This window comes from Kitasatospora sp. NBC_01250 (genome assembly GCF_036226465.1).
Lineage (GTDB): Bacteria > Actinomycetota > Actinomycetes > Streptomycetales > Streptomycetaceae > Kitasatospora.
The window spans coordinates 6,644,724-6,661,845 of the sequence record NZ_CP108476.1 but is presented as its reverse complement, the minus strand read 5'-3'; the positions used below and the strand labels follow the sequence as shown (position 1 = coordinate 6,661,845).

14 protein-coding genes are annotated in these 17,122 nt (G+C 72.0%); 1 reads left to right on the top strand and 13 read right to left on the bottom strand.

Features of this window, described 5'->3' with window-relative positions; translation table 11 throughout:
- Positions 1-45: 45 nt before the first annotated feature.
- The 3 genes from OG500_RS28200 to OG500_RS28190 all read right to left on the bottom strand — a co-directional run bounded on the left by OG500_RS28200 (position 46) and on the right by OG500_RS28190 (position 2,874).
- Positions 46-357, bottom strand: a complete 312-nt coding sequence (locus OG500_RS28200; RefSeq protein ID WP_329584179.1) for a hypothetical protein — start codon at positions 355-357, stop codon at positions 46-48.
- 142 nt (positions 358-499) lie between these two features.
- Complete coding sequence (locus OG500_RS28195) at positions 500-1,957, bottom strand: aldehyde dehydrogenase family protein (protein WP_329584177.1); 1,458 nt, start codon at positions 1,955-1,957, stop codon at positions 500-502.
- 44 nt (positions 1,958-2,001) lie between these two features.
- A complete protein-coding gene (locus tag OG500_RS28190; protein ID WP_327069654.1) occupies positions 2,002-2,874 on the bottom strand; it encodes a helix-turn-helix domain-containing protein in 873 nt (290 codons plus the stop codon).
- A gap of 147 nt (positions 2,875-3,021) precedes the next feature.
- Between OG500_RS28190 and OG500_RS28185 the strand changes: the two genes are divergently transcribed.
- Complete coding sequence (locus OG500_RS28185) at positions 3,022-4,032, top strand: hypothetical protein (RefSeq protein WP_329584175.1); 1,011 nt, start codon at positions 3,022-3,024, stop codon at positions 4,030-4,032.
- A 219-nt stretch (positions 4,033-4,251) separates the two neighbouring features.
- Here the strand turns inward: OG500_RS28185 and OG500_RS28180 are convergent, their stop codons facing one another.
- The 10 genes from OG500_RS28180 to trpM all read right to left on the bottom strand — a co-directional run bounded on the left by OG500_RS28180 (position 4,252) and on the right by trpM (position 17,115).
- Positions 4,252-5,712, bottom strand: coding sequence for a glutamate synthase subunit beta (locus OG500_RS28180; protein WP_327069652.1), 1,461 nt, complete (start codon positions 5,710-5,712; stop codon positions 4,252-4,254).
- On the bottom strand, positions 5,705-10,357 hold the full coding sequence (gene gltB / locus OG500_RS28175) for a glutamate synthase large subunit (protein ID WP_329587778.1): 4,653 nt from the start codon (positions 10,355-10,357) through the stop codon (positions 5,705-5,707). Before gltB ends, OG500_RS28180 begins: the two co-directional genes overlap by 8 nt.
- 437 nt (positions 10,358-10,794) lie before the next feature.
- Positions 10,795-11,526: a VIT1/CCC1 transporter family protein gene (locus OG500_RS28170; RefSeq protein ID WP_327071716.1), complete on the bottom strand. Its 732-nt coding sequence runs from the start codon at positions 11,524-11,526 to the stop codon at positions 10,795-10,797.
- A 246-nt stretch (positions 11,527-11,772) separates the two neighbouring features.
- Positions 11,773-12,732: a prolipoprotein diacylglyceryl transferase gene (lgt, locus tag OG500_RS28165; RefSeq protein WP_327069651.1), complete on the bottom strand. Its 960-nt coding sequence runs from the start codon at positions 12,730-12,732 to the stop codon at positions 11,773-11,775.
- Between the two features lie 121 nt (positions 12,733-12,853).
- On the bottom strand, positions 12,854-13,726 hold the full coding sequence (locus tag OG500_RS28160) for a DsbA family protein (protein ID WP_329584172.1): 873 nt from the start codon (positions 13,724-13,726) through the stop codon (positions 12,854-12,856).
- A gap of 120 nt (positions 13,727-13,846) precedes the next feature.
- On the bottom strand, positions 13,847-14,338 hold the full coding sequence (locus tag OG500_RS28155) for a MauE/DoxX family redox-associated membrane protein (protein WP_327069649.1): 492 nt from the start codon (positions 14,336-14,338) through the stop codon (positions 13,847-13,849).
- A 127-nt stretch (positions 14,339-14,465) separates the two neighbouring features.
- On the bottom strand, positions 14,466-14,654 hold the full coding sequence (locus tag OG500_RS28150) for a hypothetical protein (protein ID WP_327069648.1): 189 nt from the start codon (positions 14,652-14,654) through the stop codon (positions 14,466-14,468).
- 201 nt (positions 14,655-14,855) lie between these two features.
- Complete coding sequence (trpA, locus tag OG500_RS28145) at positions 14,856-15,668, bottom strand: tryptophan synthase subunit alpha (protein WP_329584169.1); 813 nt, start codon at positions 15,666-15,668, stop codon at positions 14,856-14,858.
- Between the two features lie 2 nt (positions 15,669-15,670).
- Entirely contained in the window at positions 15,671-16,894 is a 1,224-nt protein-coding gene (gene trpB / locus OG500_RS28140; protein ID WP_327069646.1) for a tryptophan synthase subunit beta, read from the bottom strand.
- A gap of 68 nt (positions 16,895-16,962) precedes the next feature.
- Positions 16,963-17,115 carry a tryptophan biosynthesis modulator TrpM gene (gene trpM, locus OG500_RS38240; RefSeq protein WP_442789244.1) on the bottom strand — a complete coding sequence of 51 codons (153 nt, stop codon included), beginning with the start codon at positions 17,113-17,115 and terminating at the stop codon, positions 16,963-16,965.
- Positions 17,116-17,122 lie beyond the last annotated feature (7 nt).

Below are 17,122 nucleotides of genomic sequence, written 5' to 3'. Positions count from 1 at the left end.
CCGGCTCCTGGCGGCCGTGAGTCGGCTCGCCCGCGCCTGCCGGCGTCAGTGCGCCGAGTGCCGCTCCGCACCGCGGTGCCGGTGGCCCTTGAGCTCGGCGTGGCCGGGTTGCGCCCCGGTGTGGGCCCGCTCCTCCGGGGCCCGCCGTCCGCCGTGGCTGAAGGGTGTCTCGCCGGCCAGCGCCGCGTACGTGCCGTGGCCCACGGCTCCGCTGCCGCCGCCGTTCGTCCCGGTGTGCAGGACCGGGCCGAACGGGCGGGGCTTGGCGCCCGCGCCGGACACCATGCCGCGGCTCGCCAGCAGCTCCTGGGTACCGCGGCGCAGCTTGTTCGTCTTGCCCGTCGGTCGCTTGGTCATGCCTGGCCTCCCATCCGTCTTTCTGTGATGGTATGTCCAGGTTCGCCAGCTTTCACCCGGCCGGTCCCAGAGGGCCGCAGCCCCACAGCCCCGCAGCCCCGCAGCCCCGTGGAGCTTCTCAGCCCCGCAGACCCGAAGCCCCTCAGAACGGGAAGCGGCTGCGCCCGTGCTGGATCGAGATCCACTTCAGCGTGGTGAAGGCCTCCACCGTGGACTCGCCGTTCAGCCGCCCGAGCCCCGAGTTCTTCTCGCCGCCGAAGGGCACGATCGCCTCGTCGTGGATGGTGCCGTCGTTGACGTGGATCATGCCGGTCTCGACCCGCCTGGCCACCCGCACACCGCGCTCCAGGTCGCCGGTGTGCACCGCGCCGCTGAGGCCGAAGGGCGTGTCGTTGGCGAGCGCCACCGCCTCCTCCTCGCCCTCGAAGGGCACCAGCAGCACGACCGGGCCGAACAGCTCGCGCTGCAGGATCGGCGCCTGCGGAGCCAGGTCGGTGAGCACTACCGGGGACATCAGGGTGCCCACCGTGCTGCCGCGCAGCAGCGCCGTGGCGCCCTCGGCGAGCGCCTGGTCGACCTGCGCGGTGAGCGCGTCGGCCTGGGTGGTGTTGATCAGCGGGCCGATCTGGGTGGCGGGGTCCTTGGGGTCACCGACCGTGAGCGAGGCGACCTTGGCGACGAACTTCTCGGTGAACTCGGCCAGCACCGCGCGGTCCACCAGGATCCGGTTGGCCGCCATGCAGACCTGGCCCTGGTGGGCGAAGCGGCTGAACACGGCGGCGTCCACCGCGTAGTCGACGTCGGCGTCGTCCAGCACGATCAGCGCGCTGTTGCCGCCGAGCTCCAGCACCGAGCGCTTGAAGTGCGAGGCGGCCACGGTGGCCACGTGCCGCCCGACCCGGTCGGAGCCGGTGAACGAGATGACCTTGGGCACGGGGTGCTCGATCAGCGCGTCGCCGATCTCGGCGATGTCGGTGATCACCACGTTGAGCAGGCCGGCCGGCAGCCCGGCCTCCTCGAAGATCTTGGCGAGCAGGGTGCCGCCGACGATCGGGGCGTCCTGGTGCGGCTTGAGGACCACCGCGTTGCCGAGCGCCAGCGCGGGCGCGACCGGCTTCATCGACAGGAAGAGCGGGAAGTTGAAGGGGCTGATCACGCCGACCACGCCGACCGGCAGCCGGTAGACGCGGTTCTCCTTGCCGTCCACCGCCGAGGGCAGGATGCGGCCCTCGGGGCGCAGCGCCAGCTGCATCGCCTCGCGCAGCATGTCCTTGGTCAGCGAGAGCTCGAAGGCGGCCTTGAGGCGGGTGCCGCCGAGCTCCGCGATGATCGTCTCGGTGATCTCCTGCTCGCGCTCCTCGATGATCCGCAGGGCGCGCTCGAAGACCAGGCGACGGGCGTAGGGGTTGGTCTCGGCCCACGCGCGCTGGGCGCGCTCGGCCGCCCGGTAGGCCTCGTCGACCTCGGCCACCGTGGCCACGGTGATCACCGCGAGCTTCTCGCCGTTGTACGGGTTGATGTCCACGATGTCCCAGGAGCCGCTGCCCGGGCGCCACTGGCCGTCGATGTACTGCAGGGCGAGGTCCGAAAAGTGAGACACCTGACTCCCCTTCAAGGCTGACTGGGAATCATCCTACTGACACGTCAGGCCTCTTGGAGCAAAGTGCCCAAAAGCGCGCGACTGCGCTCGGGGCTCAGGCTGTCGGCCCGCAACCGCTCCAGGGCGTCCACGTATTCGGCCACCTCGCGCGGCCGGTCCAGGTAGAGCGCGGTGGTGAACTGCTCCAGGTAGACGACCTCGGCGAGGTCCGGCTCGTCGAAGCCGAGCAGCGAGAACGCCCCGCTCTCGGCGACCAGCCCGTCGAAGCCCAGCGGCATCACCTGGAGTTCGAGCCGCGGCAGCTCGGCCAGCGCCAGCAGCCGGGCCAGCTGGCCGCGCATCACCTCGGGTCCGCCGCACGGCCGGCGCAGCGCGGCCTCGTCGATCACGGCGACCAGCTTCGGCCCGCTCTCGCCGGCCAGCAGCCGCTGGCGGCGCATCCGCACCGCGACCCGGCGCTCGATCTCCTCCTGCGGGGCGTTCTGCGCGCCGAGCCGGATCACGGCGCGGGCGTACTCCTCGGTCTGCAGCAGGCCCGGGACGAACTGCACCTCGTAGCTGGAGATGGTGCCGGCCGCCTCCTCGAAGCCCAGGTAGGTCTGGAACCAGCCGGGCACCACGTCGGCGTAGGCGTGCCACCACGGCGTGGCATTGGCGGCGCGGACCATCGAGAGCAACTCGGCACGCTGATCGGGGGCGTTGACGCCGTAGAGGGTGAGCAGGTCGGCGACGTCGCGCTCCTTGAAGCTGACCCGGCCCAGTTCCATCCGCCCGATCTTGGACTCGGAGGCGCGGATCTCGTAGCCGGCGTCCTCCCGGCTGACGCCCCGGGCCTCGCGCAGCCGGCGCAGCTGCGAGCCCAGCAGCAGCCGGCGGACCGTCACCCCACCGCCGGTCTGACCGGTGCCCGCGCTCATTGCCCTCTCCTCCCCAAGTGCCGTTCCGGGCCGCAGTCTGCCATGTCGCACGGATACAAAGCACGGGCTGGAACCTGTGAGTTCACCCAGACGTCCAACCGCGGTCCCGACGAACCGTCAGCTATCCCGAAGGAGTTGAGTTCCGCGATGACCTGGCGCATCTTCCGGTCGCTCCCCGCCGCGCTGCTGCTTCTCGCCGCCCTGGCCGGCTGCGGCAGCACCGGCGCGTCCCACGGGCCCGTCGGGGTCCCGGTCCACGTGACCCTGCCCCCGGCGACCGGCAGCCCGAGCGGCCCGCAGCTGGCCCGGGCCACCGCGGTGGCCCGGGCCTGGCCCGGCTCGCCGTCGGCGCGCAGCTGGGACCACGGCTACGCCCCGGTGGCCGTGCCGAACGTCTGGCTGCCGGCCGACGGCTTCCACAGCCCTGCCGACGCCCTCGCCTACCAGAACGACGAGTTGGACCTGCGGGCCGCCCTGCCCTACTCCCCCGAGACCGGCACGGTGCGCTGGGCGGACGGCTCGACGCTCACGCTGCCGCTGCTGGCGGCCGCGCAGCTGATCAAGGAGCCGCCCGCGGCCTCGACCTGCTCGGCGTCCACGGAGTCCTGCGCACCGCCGCCCGGCCGGCCCAGCGGGGGCAACCCCGGCTGCCCGAGCCACCAGTGCACCGGCTGGCTGGTCGTCACGGCCGTCACGCCCGGCACCCGCGAGGTCGACACCAGCCGGGGCACGGCGACCATCCCCACCTGGCAATTCACCGTCCAGGGCTACGGGACCCCGTTCAGCTACCCGGCTGTCAGCGCCCCGCCCGCCACCCCTCTGCCCGGCGGCACGCCCGTCGCCGGCCTGACCGCCGTGACCGACTGGACCTCGGTGTCGGGGGACGGCCTGACCCTCACCGCCCATCAGGAGGGCGGCGGCTGCCGCCAGCCGCTGCCCGGCGAGGTCTACGAGACGGACACGGCCGTCGTCCTCCTCGGCCGCTACACCCCGCACACCGGCAGCGGCGTCTGCCCGCTCTACGCCTCCATGGCTCCCGTCGCCTTCCGCCTCAGCCACCCGCTCGGCACCCGCGACGTCCTGGACGCGGCCACCGGCACCGCCCTCGCCCGCACCCCGATCCAGCCCGGCGGCCCGATCGGCTCGCCCACGCCCTGAGCGCAGGACGCCGGGCACCTTCGGGCGGGTCCGGACAGCACCCGACGGCACCTGCCCGCAACTTGGTCGGGGAGTGGGCAGGCGCCGTCGTTAGTGCTCCGCTGAGGGACCGGCGGCTCTGGCGGGTCAGCGGGTGGTGCGGCCCGCTGGAAGCAGCGGGCGGTGTGCGGGAGGGTTTTTCCCGGTATGGCTCTTCGGGGGCGGTCGGACCGGCAGCGGTCAGACCACCAGGGGGCGGTCGGTGGGGCGGATCGGGGCGGGCAGCGGGCTCTTGCCGCCGAGGTGGGCGTCGACCGCCGCAGCGGCCGAGCGGCCCTCGGCGATCGCCCACACGATCAACGACTGACCACGGCCGGCGTCACCGCAGACGTAGACACCCTCCACGTTGGTGGCGAACCTGCCGTCACGGGCCACGTTGCCGCGCGCGTCCAGCTCGACGCCCAGTTGCTCGACGAGGCCGTTCTTCACGTCCGTCCCGGTGAAGCCCATGGCCAGGGTGACCAGCTGCGCCGGGATGGCCCGCTCGGTGCCGGGCACCGGCTCGAATCGGCCGTCCTTGAACTCCACCTCCACCAGGTGCAGCTCGGCGACGTTGCCGTCCGCGTCCCCCGTGAAGTGGGTGGTGTTCACAGAGTACACGCGCTCCCCGCCCTCCTCGTGCGCGGAGGTGACCTTGTAGGTCATCGGCATCGTCGGCCACGGCTGGTGGGCCGGGCGCTCGTCGCCGGGGCGCGGCATGATCTCCAGCTGGGTGACCGAGGCCGCCCCCTGGCGCAGCGCGGTGCCCAGGCAGTCGGCACCGGTGTCGCCGCCGCCGATCACGATGACGTGCTTGCCCTTGGCGCTGATCGGGGCCTCGACGTAGTCGCCCTCCTGGACCTTGTTGGCCAGCGGCAGGTACTCCATCGCCTGGTGGATCCCGCCCAGCTCGCGCCCGGGCACCGGCAGGTCGCGCGCGGTGGTGGCGCCGGCGGCGACCACGACCGCGTCGAACCGCTCGCGCAGCTGCTGGCCGGTGAGGTCGGTGCCGACCTCCACGCCGGTGCGGAACCGGGTGCCCTCCGCGCGCATCTGCTCGATGCGGCGGTTGATGTGGCGCTTCTCCATCTTGAACTCGGGGATGCCGTAGCGCAGCAGGCCGCCGATCCGGTCGGCCCGCTCGTAGACGACGACCGTGTGCCCGGCCCGGGTGAGCTGCTGGGCGGCGGCCAGGCCCGCGGGGCCCGAGCCGACCACGGCCACCGTCTTGCCGGACAGCCGCTCGGGCGCCTGCGGGCGGACCCCGCCGTTGTCCCAGGCCTTGTCGATGATGGTGACCTCGACGTTCTTGATGGTCACCGCGTCCTGGTTGATCCCCAGCACACAGGCCGACTCGCACGGCGCCGGGCACAGCCGCCCGGTGAACTCCGGGAAGTTGTTGGTCGCGTGCAGCCGCTCGATCGCCCCGGACCAGTCGTCCCGGAAGGCGAGGTCGTTCCACTCGGGGATCAGGTTCCCCAGCGGGCAGCCGTTGTGGCAGAACGGGATGCCGCAGTCCATGCAGCGCCCGGCCTGCTTGCTGATGACCGGCAGCAGGCTGCGCTCGACGTAGACCTCGTTCCAGTCCCGCAGCCGCACGTCCACCGGACGGCGCTCGGCGAGCTGCTTCGGGGTGGTCAGGAAGCCCTTGGGGTCAGCCATGTGCCGCCTCCATCATCTTGCGAGTGGTCTCGGACTCGGAGAGTCCATCGCGCTGCGCGGCGTCCTTGGCGGCGAGCACTGCCTTGTAGTCGGTGGGCATGATCTTGGAGAAGCGGGAGACCCCGCTGCCCCAGTCGGCCAGCAGCTCGGCGGCGATCGTCGAGCCGGTCTCCTCGTAGTGCTGCTGCACGGTCTCGCGCAGCCACTCGCGGTCCGCCGCGTCGGGGGCCTCGATGCCCACCATGCCGCCGTTGACGTTGGCCGGACGCAGGTCCAGCACGTAGCCGATGCCGCCGGACATGCCCGCGGCCAGGTTGCGCCCGGTGGCGCCCAGGATCAGCACCCGCCCGCCGGTCATGTACTCCAGGCCGTGGTCGCCCACGCCCTCCACCACCAGGGTGGCGCCGGAGTTGCGCACCGCGAACCGCTCACCGGCCTTGCCGCGCAGGTGGATCCGGCCGCCGGTGGCGCCGTAGCCGATGGTGTTGCCGGCGATCACGTGGGCCTGCGCGTCGGCGCCGATCGCGGCCGCGTCGCGGGCCGGGCGGACCACCAGCACGCCGCCGGACAGGCCCTTGCCGACGTAGTCGTTGGCGTCGCCCTCCAGGCGCAGCGTGATGCCGCGCGGCACGAAGGCGCCGAAGGACTGGCCCGCGCTGCCGGTGAAGGTGACGTCGATGGTCCCCTCCGGCAGGCCCTCGCCGCGGTAGCGCCTGGTCACCTCGTGGCCGAGCATGGTGCCGACCGTGCGGTTGACGTTGCGGATCGGCAGCTGGATGCGGACCGCCTCGCCGCGCTCCAGGGCGTCGGCGGCCAGCTCGATCAGCTGGTTGTCGAGCGCCTTGTCCAGCGCGTGGTCCTGCGCGGTGGTGCAGTGCAGGGCCGCGCCCTCGGGCAGCTCGGGGACGTGCAGCAGCGGGGCGAGGTCGAGCCCGGCGGCCTTCCAGTGGTCGACGGCGGCGGTGGCGTCGATGTGCTCGGCGTGGCCGACCGCCTCCTCGATCGAACGGAAGCCCAGCTCGGCGAGGATCTCGCGGACCTCCTCGGCGATGAACTCGAAGAAGTTGACCACGAATTCGGGCTTGCCGGAGAAGCGCTCGCGCAGCACCGGGTTCTGCGTGGCGACGCCGACCGGGCAGGTGTCCAGGTGGCAGACCCGCATCATGATGCAGCCGGAGACCACCAGCGGAGCGGTGGCGAAGCCGAACTCCTCGGCGCCGAGCAGCGCGGCGATCACCACGTCGCGGCCGGTCTTGAGCTGGCCGTCGGTCTGCACCACGATCCGGTCGCGCAGGCCGTTGAGCAGCAGGGTCTGCTGGGTCTCGGCCAGGCCGAGCTCCCAGGGGCCGCCCGCGTGCTTGAGCGAGGTCAGCGGGGAGGCGCCGGTGCCGCCGTCGTGGCCGGAGACCAGCACCACGTCCGCGTGCGCCTTGGAGACGCCGGCCGCCACCGTGCCCACGCCGACCTCGGAGACCAGCTTCACGTGGATGCGGGCGGCCGGGTTGGCGTTCTTCAGGTCGTGGATCAGCTGGGCCAGATCCTCGATGGAGTAGATGTCGTGGTGCGGCGGCGGCGAGATCAGACCGACGCCGGGGGTGGAGTGCCGGGTCGTGGCGATCCACGGGTAGACCTTGTGGCCGGGCAGCTGGCCGCCCTCGCCGGGCTTGGCGCCCTGGGCCATCTTGATCTGGATGTCGTCGGCGTTGACCAGGTACTCGGAGGTGACGCCGAAGCGGCCGGAGGCGACCTGCTTGATCGCCGAGCGGCGGGCCGGGTCGTACAGGCGCTCCGGGTCCTCACCGCCCTCACCGGTGTTGGACTTGCCGCCGAGCCGGTTCATCGCGATGGCCAGCGTCTCGTGCGCCTCCATCGAGATGGAGCCGTAGGACATCGCGCCGGTGGAGAAGCGCTTGACGATCTCGGAGACCGGCTCGACCTCCTCCAGCGGGACCGGCGGGCGGCCCTGGCCGTCCAGCTTGAACAGGCCGCGCAGCGTCATCAGCCGGGTCGACTGCTCGTTCACCCGCTCGGTGTACTGCTTGAAGATGTCGTAGCGCCGGCTGCGGGTGGCGTGCTGCAGCCGGAAGACGGTGTCCGGGTCGAACAGGTGCGGCTCGCCCTCGCGCCGCCACTGGTACTCGCCGCCGATCTCCAGCGCGCGGTGCGCGGCCGGGATCCCGGAGGCCGGGTAGGCCTTGGCGTGCCGGGCGGCCACCTCGCGGGCGATCTCGTCCAGCGAGATGCCGCCGAGCTTGCTGGTGGTGCCGGTGAAGTAGGCGTCCACCGTCTCCTGGGAGAGGCCGATCACCTCGAACACCTGGGCGCCGCGGTAGGAGGCGACCGTGGAGATGCCCATCTTGGACATCACCTTGAGCACGCCCTTGCCGAGCGCCTTGATCAGGTTGCGGATCGCCTTCTCGGGCTCGACGCCGGTCAGGAAGGTGCCCTGGGCGACCAGGTCCTCGACCGACTCCATGGCCAGGTAGGGGTTGATCGCGCTGGCGCCGTAGCCGATCAGCAGCGCCACGTGGTGCACCTCGCGGACGTCGCCGGCCTCCACCAGCAGCGAGATCCGGGTGCGCTGCTTGGTGCGGATCAGGTGGTGGTGCACCGCGGAGGTGAGCAGCAGCGAGGGGATCGGTGCGTGCTCGGCGTCCGAGTGGCGGTCGGAGAGCACCAGGATCCGGGCGCCGTCGGCGATCGCCGCGTCCGCCTCGGCCGCGATGGCCGCGAGCCGTGCGGCCAGCGCCTCGCCGCCGCCGGAGACCTTGTAGAGACCGGAGAGCGTGACCGCCTTCAGGCCCGGCTGGTCGCCGTCGGCGTTGATGTGGATCAGCTTGGCGAGCTCGTCGTTGTCGATCACCGGGAACGGCATGCCGACCGAGCGGCAGGCGGCGGCCTCGGTGGCCAGCAGGTTGCCCTCGGGGCCGAGGTTGCTCAGCAGGGAGGTGACCAGCTCCTCGCGGATCGCGTCCAGCGGCGGGTTGGTGACCTGGGCGAAGAGCTGGATGAAGTAGTCGAAGAGCAGCCGGGGCTTCTCGGAGAGCGCGGCGATCGGCGAGTCGGTGCCCATCGAGCCGAGCGCCTCACCACCGGTCCTGGCCATCGGCGCCAGGATGACCCGCAGCTCCTCCTCGGTGTAGCCGAAGGTCTGCTGACGGCGCGTCACCGAGGCGTGGGTGTGCGCGATGTGCTCGCGCTCGGGCAGCTTGGAGAGCTGGATCTGCCCGCCCGCCACCCACTCCGCGTAGGGGTGCTCGGCCGCGAGCTCGGACTTGATCTCCTCGTCGGTGACGATCCGGTGCTGCTCGGTGTCGATCAGGAACATCCGGCCGGGCTGGAGCCGGCCCTTCTCGACCACCTTCTCCTGCGCCAGGTCGAGCACGCCGACCTCGGAGGAGAGCACCACCAGGCCGTCCTCGGTGATCCAGTACCGGGCCGGGCGCAGGCCGTTGCGGTCCAGCACGGCGCCGATCTGGGTGCCGTCGGTGAAGGTGACGCAGGCCGGGCCGTCCCAGGGCTCCATCAGGTTGGAGTGGTACTGGTAGAAGGCGCGCCGGGCCGGGTCCATGGTGGCGTGGTTCTCCCAGGCCTCCGGGATCATCATCAGCACCGAGTGCGGCAGCGAACGGCCGCCGAGGTGGAGCAGCTCCAGGACCTCGTCGAACGAGGCCGAGTCGGAGTGGTCGGGGGTGCAGACCGGGAAGATCCGGCTGAGGTCCTGCCCGTTGCGGTTGGCCGGGATCAGGTCGGTGGCCAGCTGCGACTCCCGGGCCTGCATCCAGTTCCGGTTGCCCCGGACGGTGTTGATCTCACCGTTGTGCGCGACGAACCGGTACGGGTGGGCCAGCGGCCAGCTCGGGAAGGTGTTGGTGGAGAAGCGCGAGTGGATCAGGCCGATCGCGGAGGCGTAGAGCCGGTCCGACAGGTCGGGGAAGAACGGCTCCAGCTGCCCGGTGGTGAGCATGCCCTTGTAGACGATGGTGCGGGCGGAGAGCGAGGGGAAGTACACCCCGGCCTCGCGCTCGGCGCGCTTGCGCACCACGAAGGCGACCCGGTCCAGCGCGAGGCCGGCCTTGCCGTCACCGGCGAGGCTCTGACCATTGCTCGCTGCCGCGAGGCTCTGTTCATTGCTCGCTGCCGCGAGGAAGAGCTGCCGGAAGCGCGGCATCACCGAGCGGGCAGTGGCGCCCAACAGGTCGGGGGCGATGGGGACTTCGCGCCACCCGAGGACGGTCAGGCCCTCCTCGTCGGCGATCCGCTCGATCTGCGCCACCGCGGCGGCGTCGGCCGCGTCCTCGTCCGGCAGGAAGGCGATGCCCACCGCGTACTCGCCGGCGGTCGGCAGCTCGAAGGCGGTGCGGGCGCGCAGGAAGGCGTCCGGGATCTGGGTCAGGATGCCCGCGCCGTCCCCGGAGTCCGGCTCGGCGCCGGTGGCGCCGCGGTGCTCCAGGTTGCGCAGGACGGTCAGCGCCTGCTCGACGATGGTGTGGTCGGCGATGCCGGTCAGCGTGGCGACGAAGCCGACGCCGCAGGCGTCGTGCTCGTTTCGTGGGTCGTACAGGCCCTGAGCTGCAGGTCGCGCATCCGGAACGAGCGCGTACGGGGAGCGGCTGCTGCCCTGGGGCTCGTTGGCGGAGTGCATGGATGCAGACAGCATCGGCTCTCCCGTCGTCGTCTTGGCATGAGGGGCATCCACCCGGCCGATGGCCAGGGGAGCGGTGGTGCAACAGGGACGACGTTGGCCCTCTGCGATTTCGTGCAGGTTACATGATGCGGCAAATCCCGGGAAGTGGAATCTGACGTCCATATGGCGGACACAGTCCCAGCTCAGGGGCCGTTACCGGCCAGTAGTCACGCGCCCGGAAATCGTCTTCCCGGCGGCTGCGTGCCTCACCAGTGTGCCCCGGGCTCCGGCGCCTGAAACAGGGGCGACATCCCGCCGACCACCACCGCACCACCGCCCGCCTGCGATTCCGCCCCACGGGAACGACGCGAGGCGCTGGACCGATGGTCGCCAGCGCCTCGCAGCAGGGAATCCTGCATGGTTATGCAGTTACCTGAGTGATTTTCCACACACGGTCAGCCCACGTGGCCGCCGATCAGAGCGCCCAGCAGGTACGTCACGCCGGCTGCGGCACCGCCCAGCACCAGCTGGCGCAGCCCGCTGAACCACCAGCTGCGGGCCGTCACCCGGGCCACCACCGCACCGCACAGGAAGAGGCCGAGCACGGCCAGGACCAGCGCCGGCAGCAGCGAGGTGGCACCCAGCAGGTAGGGCAGCAGCGGCAGCAGCGCACCGAGCGCGAAGCAGCCGAACGAGGAGACGGCGGCCACCAGCGGGCTGGGCAGGTCGTGCGGGTCCAGGCCCAGCTCCTCGCGCGCGTGCACCTCCAGCGCCTGCTCCGGGTCGCGGGTCAGCTGCCGGGCCACCTCGCGGGCGAGCTCCGGCTCGACCCCGCGGGAGATGTAGACCTGCGCCAGCTCGGCGAGTTCGCCCTCCGGGTTGCGGCGCAGCTCGATCCGCTCGGCCTCGATCTCCGCCAGCACCAGCTCGCGCTGCGAGGCCACCGAGGTGTACTCCCCCGCCGCCATCGAGCAGGCACCGGCCGCCAGCCCTGCCAGGCCCGTGAGGATCACCGTGCTGTTGGCCGCCGCGCCGCCGACCACACCGGTCATCAGCGCGAGGTTGGAGACCAGTCCGTCCATCGCACCGAAGACCGCGGGGCGCAGCCAGCCGCCGTTGACGTCGCGGTGGTGCCCCTCGGCCGGCACCCTCGGCTGGGCGGGCTCCTCGACGACGGGCTTGGTCATGGTCACGGACATGGTGCTGCGCCCTCCTGTTGCTGCTCCCCCCTGCCAGGCTGCGTCCGAGCACGGCGAAGAGCCGTGAGACCAGTGCTGCCGCCAGGGCTTCTCACGCCTCGAACGTAGCCCGATGATCTGACGTTTTCCAGCAAGCAAGCCCTGGCTTACCTCGCTGACCTGCGGCTTTGTCGAGCGGGGCAGCAAAACGGGCCCCGGAGTGCGTGCACTCCGGGGCCCGTTCGACAGGGCGGGTCAGGGGGTCGGGCGCTTCTCCTCGGACGCCTGGGCGCCGCCGCCGGCCGCCTCGGGGCCACCGGCGTCACCCGGAAGCTCCGGCTCCGCCGGCGCGTCCGCCACCGGCTCGCCCTCGACGGGCACCGGCCGGGCGGCCGGGTCGATCGAGTCGGGCGCCTCCCGCCCGGGCCGCTTCCTGCCGACGATCACCAGGTAGGCCACCGCACCCAGGAAGACGACGATCGAGGTCCAGTCGTTGAGCCGCAGGCCCAGGATGTGGTGCGCCTCGTCGATCCGCAGGTACTCGATCCAGGCCCGGCCCACCGTGTAGGCCGCGACGTAGAGCGCGAAGGCCCGGCCGTGGCCGAGCTTGTAGCGGCGGTCGGCCCACAGGACCAGGAAGGCCACGCCGACGCACCAGATCGACTCGTACAGGAAGGTCGGCTGGAAGATCCCGTCGGTGACCGTGCCGTCCGGGTTCACCTTGTGGATGTGCAGGCCCCAGGGCAGCGTGGTGGCCTTGCCGTAGAGCTCCTGGTTGAACCAGTTGCCCCACCGGCCGCAGGCCTGAGCCAGCGCGATGCCGGGCGCGATGGCGTCGGCGTAGGCCGGCAGCGGCACTCCGCGGCGGCGGCAGCCGATCCAGGCGCCGACCGCGCCCAGCGCGATGGCGCCCCAGATGCCGAGGCCGCCCTCCCAGATCTTGAAGGCGTTCCAGGGGTTCTGCCCCGGGTCGAAGTAGAGCTGGTGGTCGGTGATCACGTGGTAGAGGCGACCGCCGACCAGGCCGAACGGCACCGCCCAGACCGCGATGTCACCGACCGTGTGCTTGGCGCCACCACGGGCGACCCAGCGCTTGCTGCCGAGCCAGACGGCGACGGCGACACCGATGATGATGCAGAAGGCGTACGCGCGCAGCGGGATCGGTCCGAGGTGGATGACGCCCCGCGACGGGCTCGGGATGTAAGCGAATTCCATGGCGCCTCCGACGCTACCGCCTCGTGACCTCCGGACCAGCACCGACGGGGGTACCGGTTCGGAAACGGCCGGCCCGCACCCCGGGGCGGCGGGGTGCGGGCCGGCGCGGGTCCGGCCTGCCTCAGCTGCCGGGGCTGGCCGGCGGCTGGTTCGGGTCGGTCTCGGCGGCCGTGCTGGTCGGCGCGGGGCTGGCCGAGGCGCTGCCGGTGGTGCCCAGCTGCTTGCCCTGGTTGGCCTCGTTCACCCACTTGACCAGGTTGTCCGGGGTGATCTCGTCGTTGCCGTTCTTCGGGTAGATCGGCTTGCCGTTGAGCAGCACGGTGGGGGTGGAGCTGTAGCCGGACTTGTCGAAGTCCTCCTCCACCGCCGAGACCCAGCCGCCGAACTTGTTGGTGTTGACGCAGGCCTCGAAGGTCGGCGAGTCCAGCCCGGGGACCTGCTTGGCCAGGTCGATCAGCTTGGACTTGTCCTTCCAGCTGTCCACCGTCTCGTCCGGCTGATTGCGGTAGAGCACGTCGTGGTAGGCCCGGAAGTAGCCCGAGTCCTGGGCGCAGGCCAGCGCGTTGGCGCCGTTCTTGGAGCCCTTGCCATTGTCGTGCCGGTCGATGAACGAGACGATGTGGTAGTTGCCGAAGAGCTTGCCCTGGTCCTGCAACTGGTCGACGGTGGGCGCGAATTCACGCTCGAAGGCGCCGCAGGCCGGGCACCTCGGGTCCTCGTAGACGGTCAGCGTGGAGGGCGCGTTGGCCGGGCCGTCGGGGATCACCAGGTTCTTGTTGCCGATCGCGCCGGCCGGCGCGGCCTTCGGGGTCGAGGAGCTGGACCGGCCGCTCTGCACCGCCACGCCGATGCCCGCCCCCAGCACCAGGACGGCGAGCACCGAGCCGAGCACGATCAGCTTCTTCCTGCGGGCGTCCTTGACCTCCTGGGCGGCCCGCTCATCGCGCATCCGCTCGCGGGCCGTGCGCTTGCCTTCTCGGTTCTTCTCACTCATGTTCTTTTGCTTCCAGGGGTTTTGGAGCCAGTCGGGATGCCGGTCGGGGGCGCGGGACCATCGGACACGGGGCCATCGGGCGCAGGACCATCGGGCGCGGGACCATCGGGCGCAGCGCCGTCAGAGGGCGAGCCAGGAGTCCACCGACACCCTGGAGCGCGGCCTGACGACCAGCCAGAGCGCCACCAGCAGAAAGCCGATGTCGCGCAGGATCTCCTGCAGGTACTGCGTCTGCGAGGCGGCCACCGCTCCGCCGCCGCCGAAGCAGCCGCAGTCGATGGCGATGCCGCGGGCCCAGGTGGAGGCGATGGCGGCGATGAAGGTCAGCAGCAGGATCACCGAGATCACCGCGGCGATCCGCACCCCGAGGCCGATCACCAGCAGCAGCGCCAACCCGATCTCCAGGAACGGCAGTCCGTAGCCGACCGGCTTGACCAGCCCCTCGGGCAGGATCCGGTAGGCGCGCACCGCCTGGGCCGCCACCGCCGGATCGGAGATCTTCGCCAGCCCCGCCCAGGCCCAGACCACGGCGAGCCCCAACCGGGCCACCGTGCTGATCCACGGGGCCGCCACCGCGAACCGCCGCCCCACGACCTGCTCGCTCCCGGCCATCCGGCCCACCCCCTCATCAGACGTCCGCCACGGGGGCACCGCGCCCGCCGGAGTTCCTGATGAACCGTAGGGGATTTCTGCCGCTTACTCCAATCTCGCCCCATTCACCCGAATGGGTGAGGATAGGTCATCTGTCCCTTTTGGCGATCCCGCCGGGGCTCTGCGGCGCGCCGCTGGTGCCGTTCTGCCGGGCCGCCAGCTCGGCGCCGCGCTTGGCCAGTGCGTGGCCCACCGCGTGCTCCCCGCCGAACGCCGCGGCCAGCACCAGGGCGGCGGCAACGGCCCTGAGCAGGACGCCACGGTGCAGGGCGACCACGGCGGCACCTCCCTCTCGTCGATCCCGGATGGTGGAGAAGTACACGAAGGGCAGCGACCCGAACCATTCCCCACGGAGCACCCGGTGCAACGGCCCGACAAACCCGATGACACGTCAGGCCGTGTCGATTCACCCGTACGGGCCGAGGAAAGCCGACGGCCCGCCACCCACTTGGGGTGACGGGCCGTCAGGCCGCAAGGTTCAGCGCTTGCGCACGCCCTCGGCGAGGTCGGCCGCCAGCGCGCGGACGGCCGCCAGCGCGCCCGCCTCGTCCCCGTCGGCGTCCAGGATCCGCTGCACGAAGGCCGAGCCGACGATCACGCCGTCGGCGAAGCCGGCCACCTGGGCGGCCTGCGCCGCCGTGGAGACCCCGAGGCCCACGCAGACCGGCAGGTCGGTCGCGGCCCGGGTGCGGGCGACCAGGTCCTCGGCCAACTCGCCGACCTGCGCCCGGGAGCCGGTCACGCCCATCACGGCGGCGGCGTAGACGAAGCCGCTGCCGGCCGCGGTGACCTCGGCCAGCCGCTGGTCCCGGCTGCTCGGCGCGACCACGAAGACCGTGTCCAGCCCGTGCTCACCCGCCGCCGCGCGCCACTCGACGGACTCCTCCACCGGCAGGTCGGGCAGGATCACGCCCGCGCCGCCGGCCGCGGCCAGGTCGGCGGCGAACCGGGCGACGCCGTAGCGGTCCACCGGGTTCCAGTAGGTCATCACCAGCACCGCCGCCTCGGGGTGGGCACCGGCCACCTCCTGGACGGTGCGCAGCACGTCCTTGATCCGCACGCCACCGCGCAGCGCGATGTCGTCGGCGGTCTGGATGGTCGGGCCGTCCAGCACCGGGTCGGAGTGCGGCAGGCCGACCTCGACGATGTCGCAGCCGCCCTCGACCAGCGCGTTGACGGCCTTGATCCCGCCCTCGACGGTGGGGAAGCCGGCCGGCAGGTAGCCGATCAGCGCGGCCCGGTCCGCGGCCTTGGCAGCGGCCAGAACCGTGCTCAGCTTGGAGGCGCCCATGGTCACTTGCCCTCGCTGTCGTAGAGGCCGAAGTACTGCGCGGCGGTGTGCATGTCCTTGTCGCCGCGCCCGGAGAGGTTGACCAGGATGGTGGCGTCCGGGCCCAGCTCGCGGCCCAGCACCAGCGCGCCGGCCAGCGCGTGGGCGCTCTCGATGGCCGGGATGATGCCCTCGGTGCGCGACAGCAGGCGCAGCGCCTGCATCGCCTCGTCGTCGGTGACCGGGCGGTACTCGGCCCGTCCGGTGTCCTTCAGGAAGGCGTGCTCGGGGCCGATGCCGGGGTAGTCCAGGCCCGCCGAGATGGAGTGGCTCTCGATGGTCTGGCCGTCCTCGTCCTGCAGCACGTAGCTGCGCGCGCCGTGCAGCACGCCGGGCTCGCCCTTGGTGAGGGTGGCCGCGTGGCGCGGGGTCTCCACGCCCTCGCCGGCCGCCTCGCAGCCGATCAGGCGCACCCCGGCGTCCGGGATGAACTCGTGGAAGATGCCGATCGCGTTGGATCCGCCGCCCACGCAGGCGACCACGGCGTCCGGCAGCCGTCCGGTGCGCTCCAGCACCTGGGCGCGGGCCTCCACGCCGATCACCCGGTGGAAGTCGCGGACCATGGCCGGGAACGGGTGCGGGCCGGCCACCGTGCCGAACAGGTAGTGGGTGGAGTCGACGTTGGCGACCCAGTCGCGGAAGGCCTCGTTGATGGCGTCCTTCAGCGTGCGGCTGCCGGACTTGACCGCCACCACCTCGGCGCCGAGCATCCGCATCCGGGCCACGTTGAGCGCCTGGCGCTCGGTGTCGACCTCGCCCATGTAGATCGTGCAGTCGAAGCCGAAGAGCGCGCAGGCGGTGGCGGTGGCCACGCCGTGCTGCCCCGCACCGGTCTCGGCGATGATCCTGGTCTTGCCCATCCGGCGGGTGAGCAGGGCCTGGCCGAGGACGTTGTTGATCTTGTGCGAGCCGGTGTGGTTGAGGTCCTCGCGCTTGAGCAGCACCCGGGCCCCGCCGGCCTCGGCGGAGAACCGGTGCACGTCGGTGAGCGGGCTCGGCCGCCCGGTGTAGTCCTTGAGCAGCAGGTCGAGTTCGGCGGCGAAGGCCGGGTCCTGCTTGGCCTTGGCGTACTCCTCGGCGACCTGCTCGACGGCGGCGACCAGCGCCTCCGGGATGAAGCGGCCACCATAGGCGCCGAAGTATCCCCGGGCGTCGGGGACCTGAGGGTCGGTCAGATTTTCGGGCATGCGGAATCCTGGGGTGATCGGCCCGCCCGGCGCGAGGCGCGACAGACGGACAGGCGGACGGAACGAACTTAGGCCCGTGCCGTCCGACGCCATCGGCGCCCGGGCACCTGCCCGGGCTCGCAGCCGATCACGTAGCGCACCCGGCGCCCCAGCACACGGCGTGCGGGCGCGCGGCAGCCGCGCGGGCGGCAGCCCTTCTGGAGACGGGTGGCGATGGCCATCGGGTGC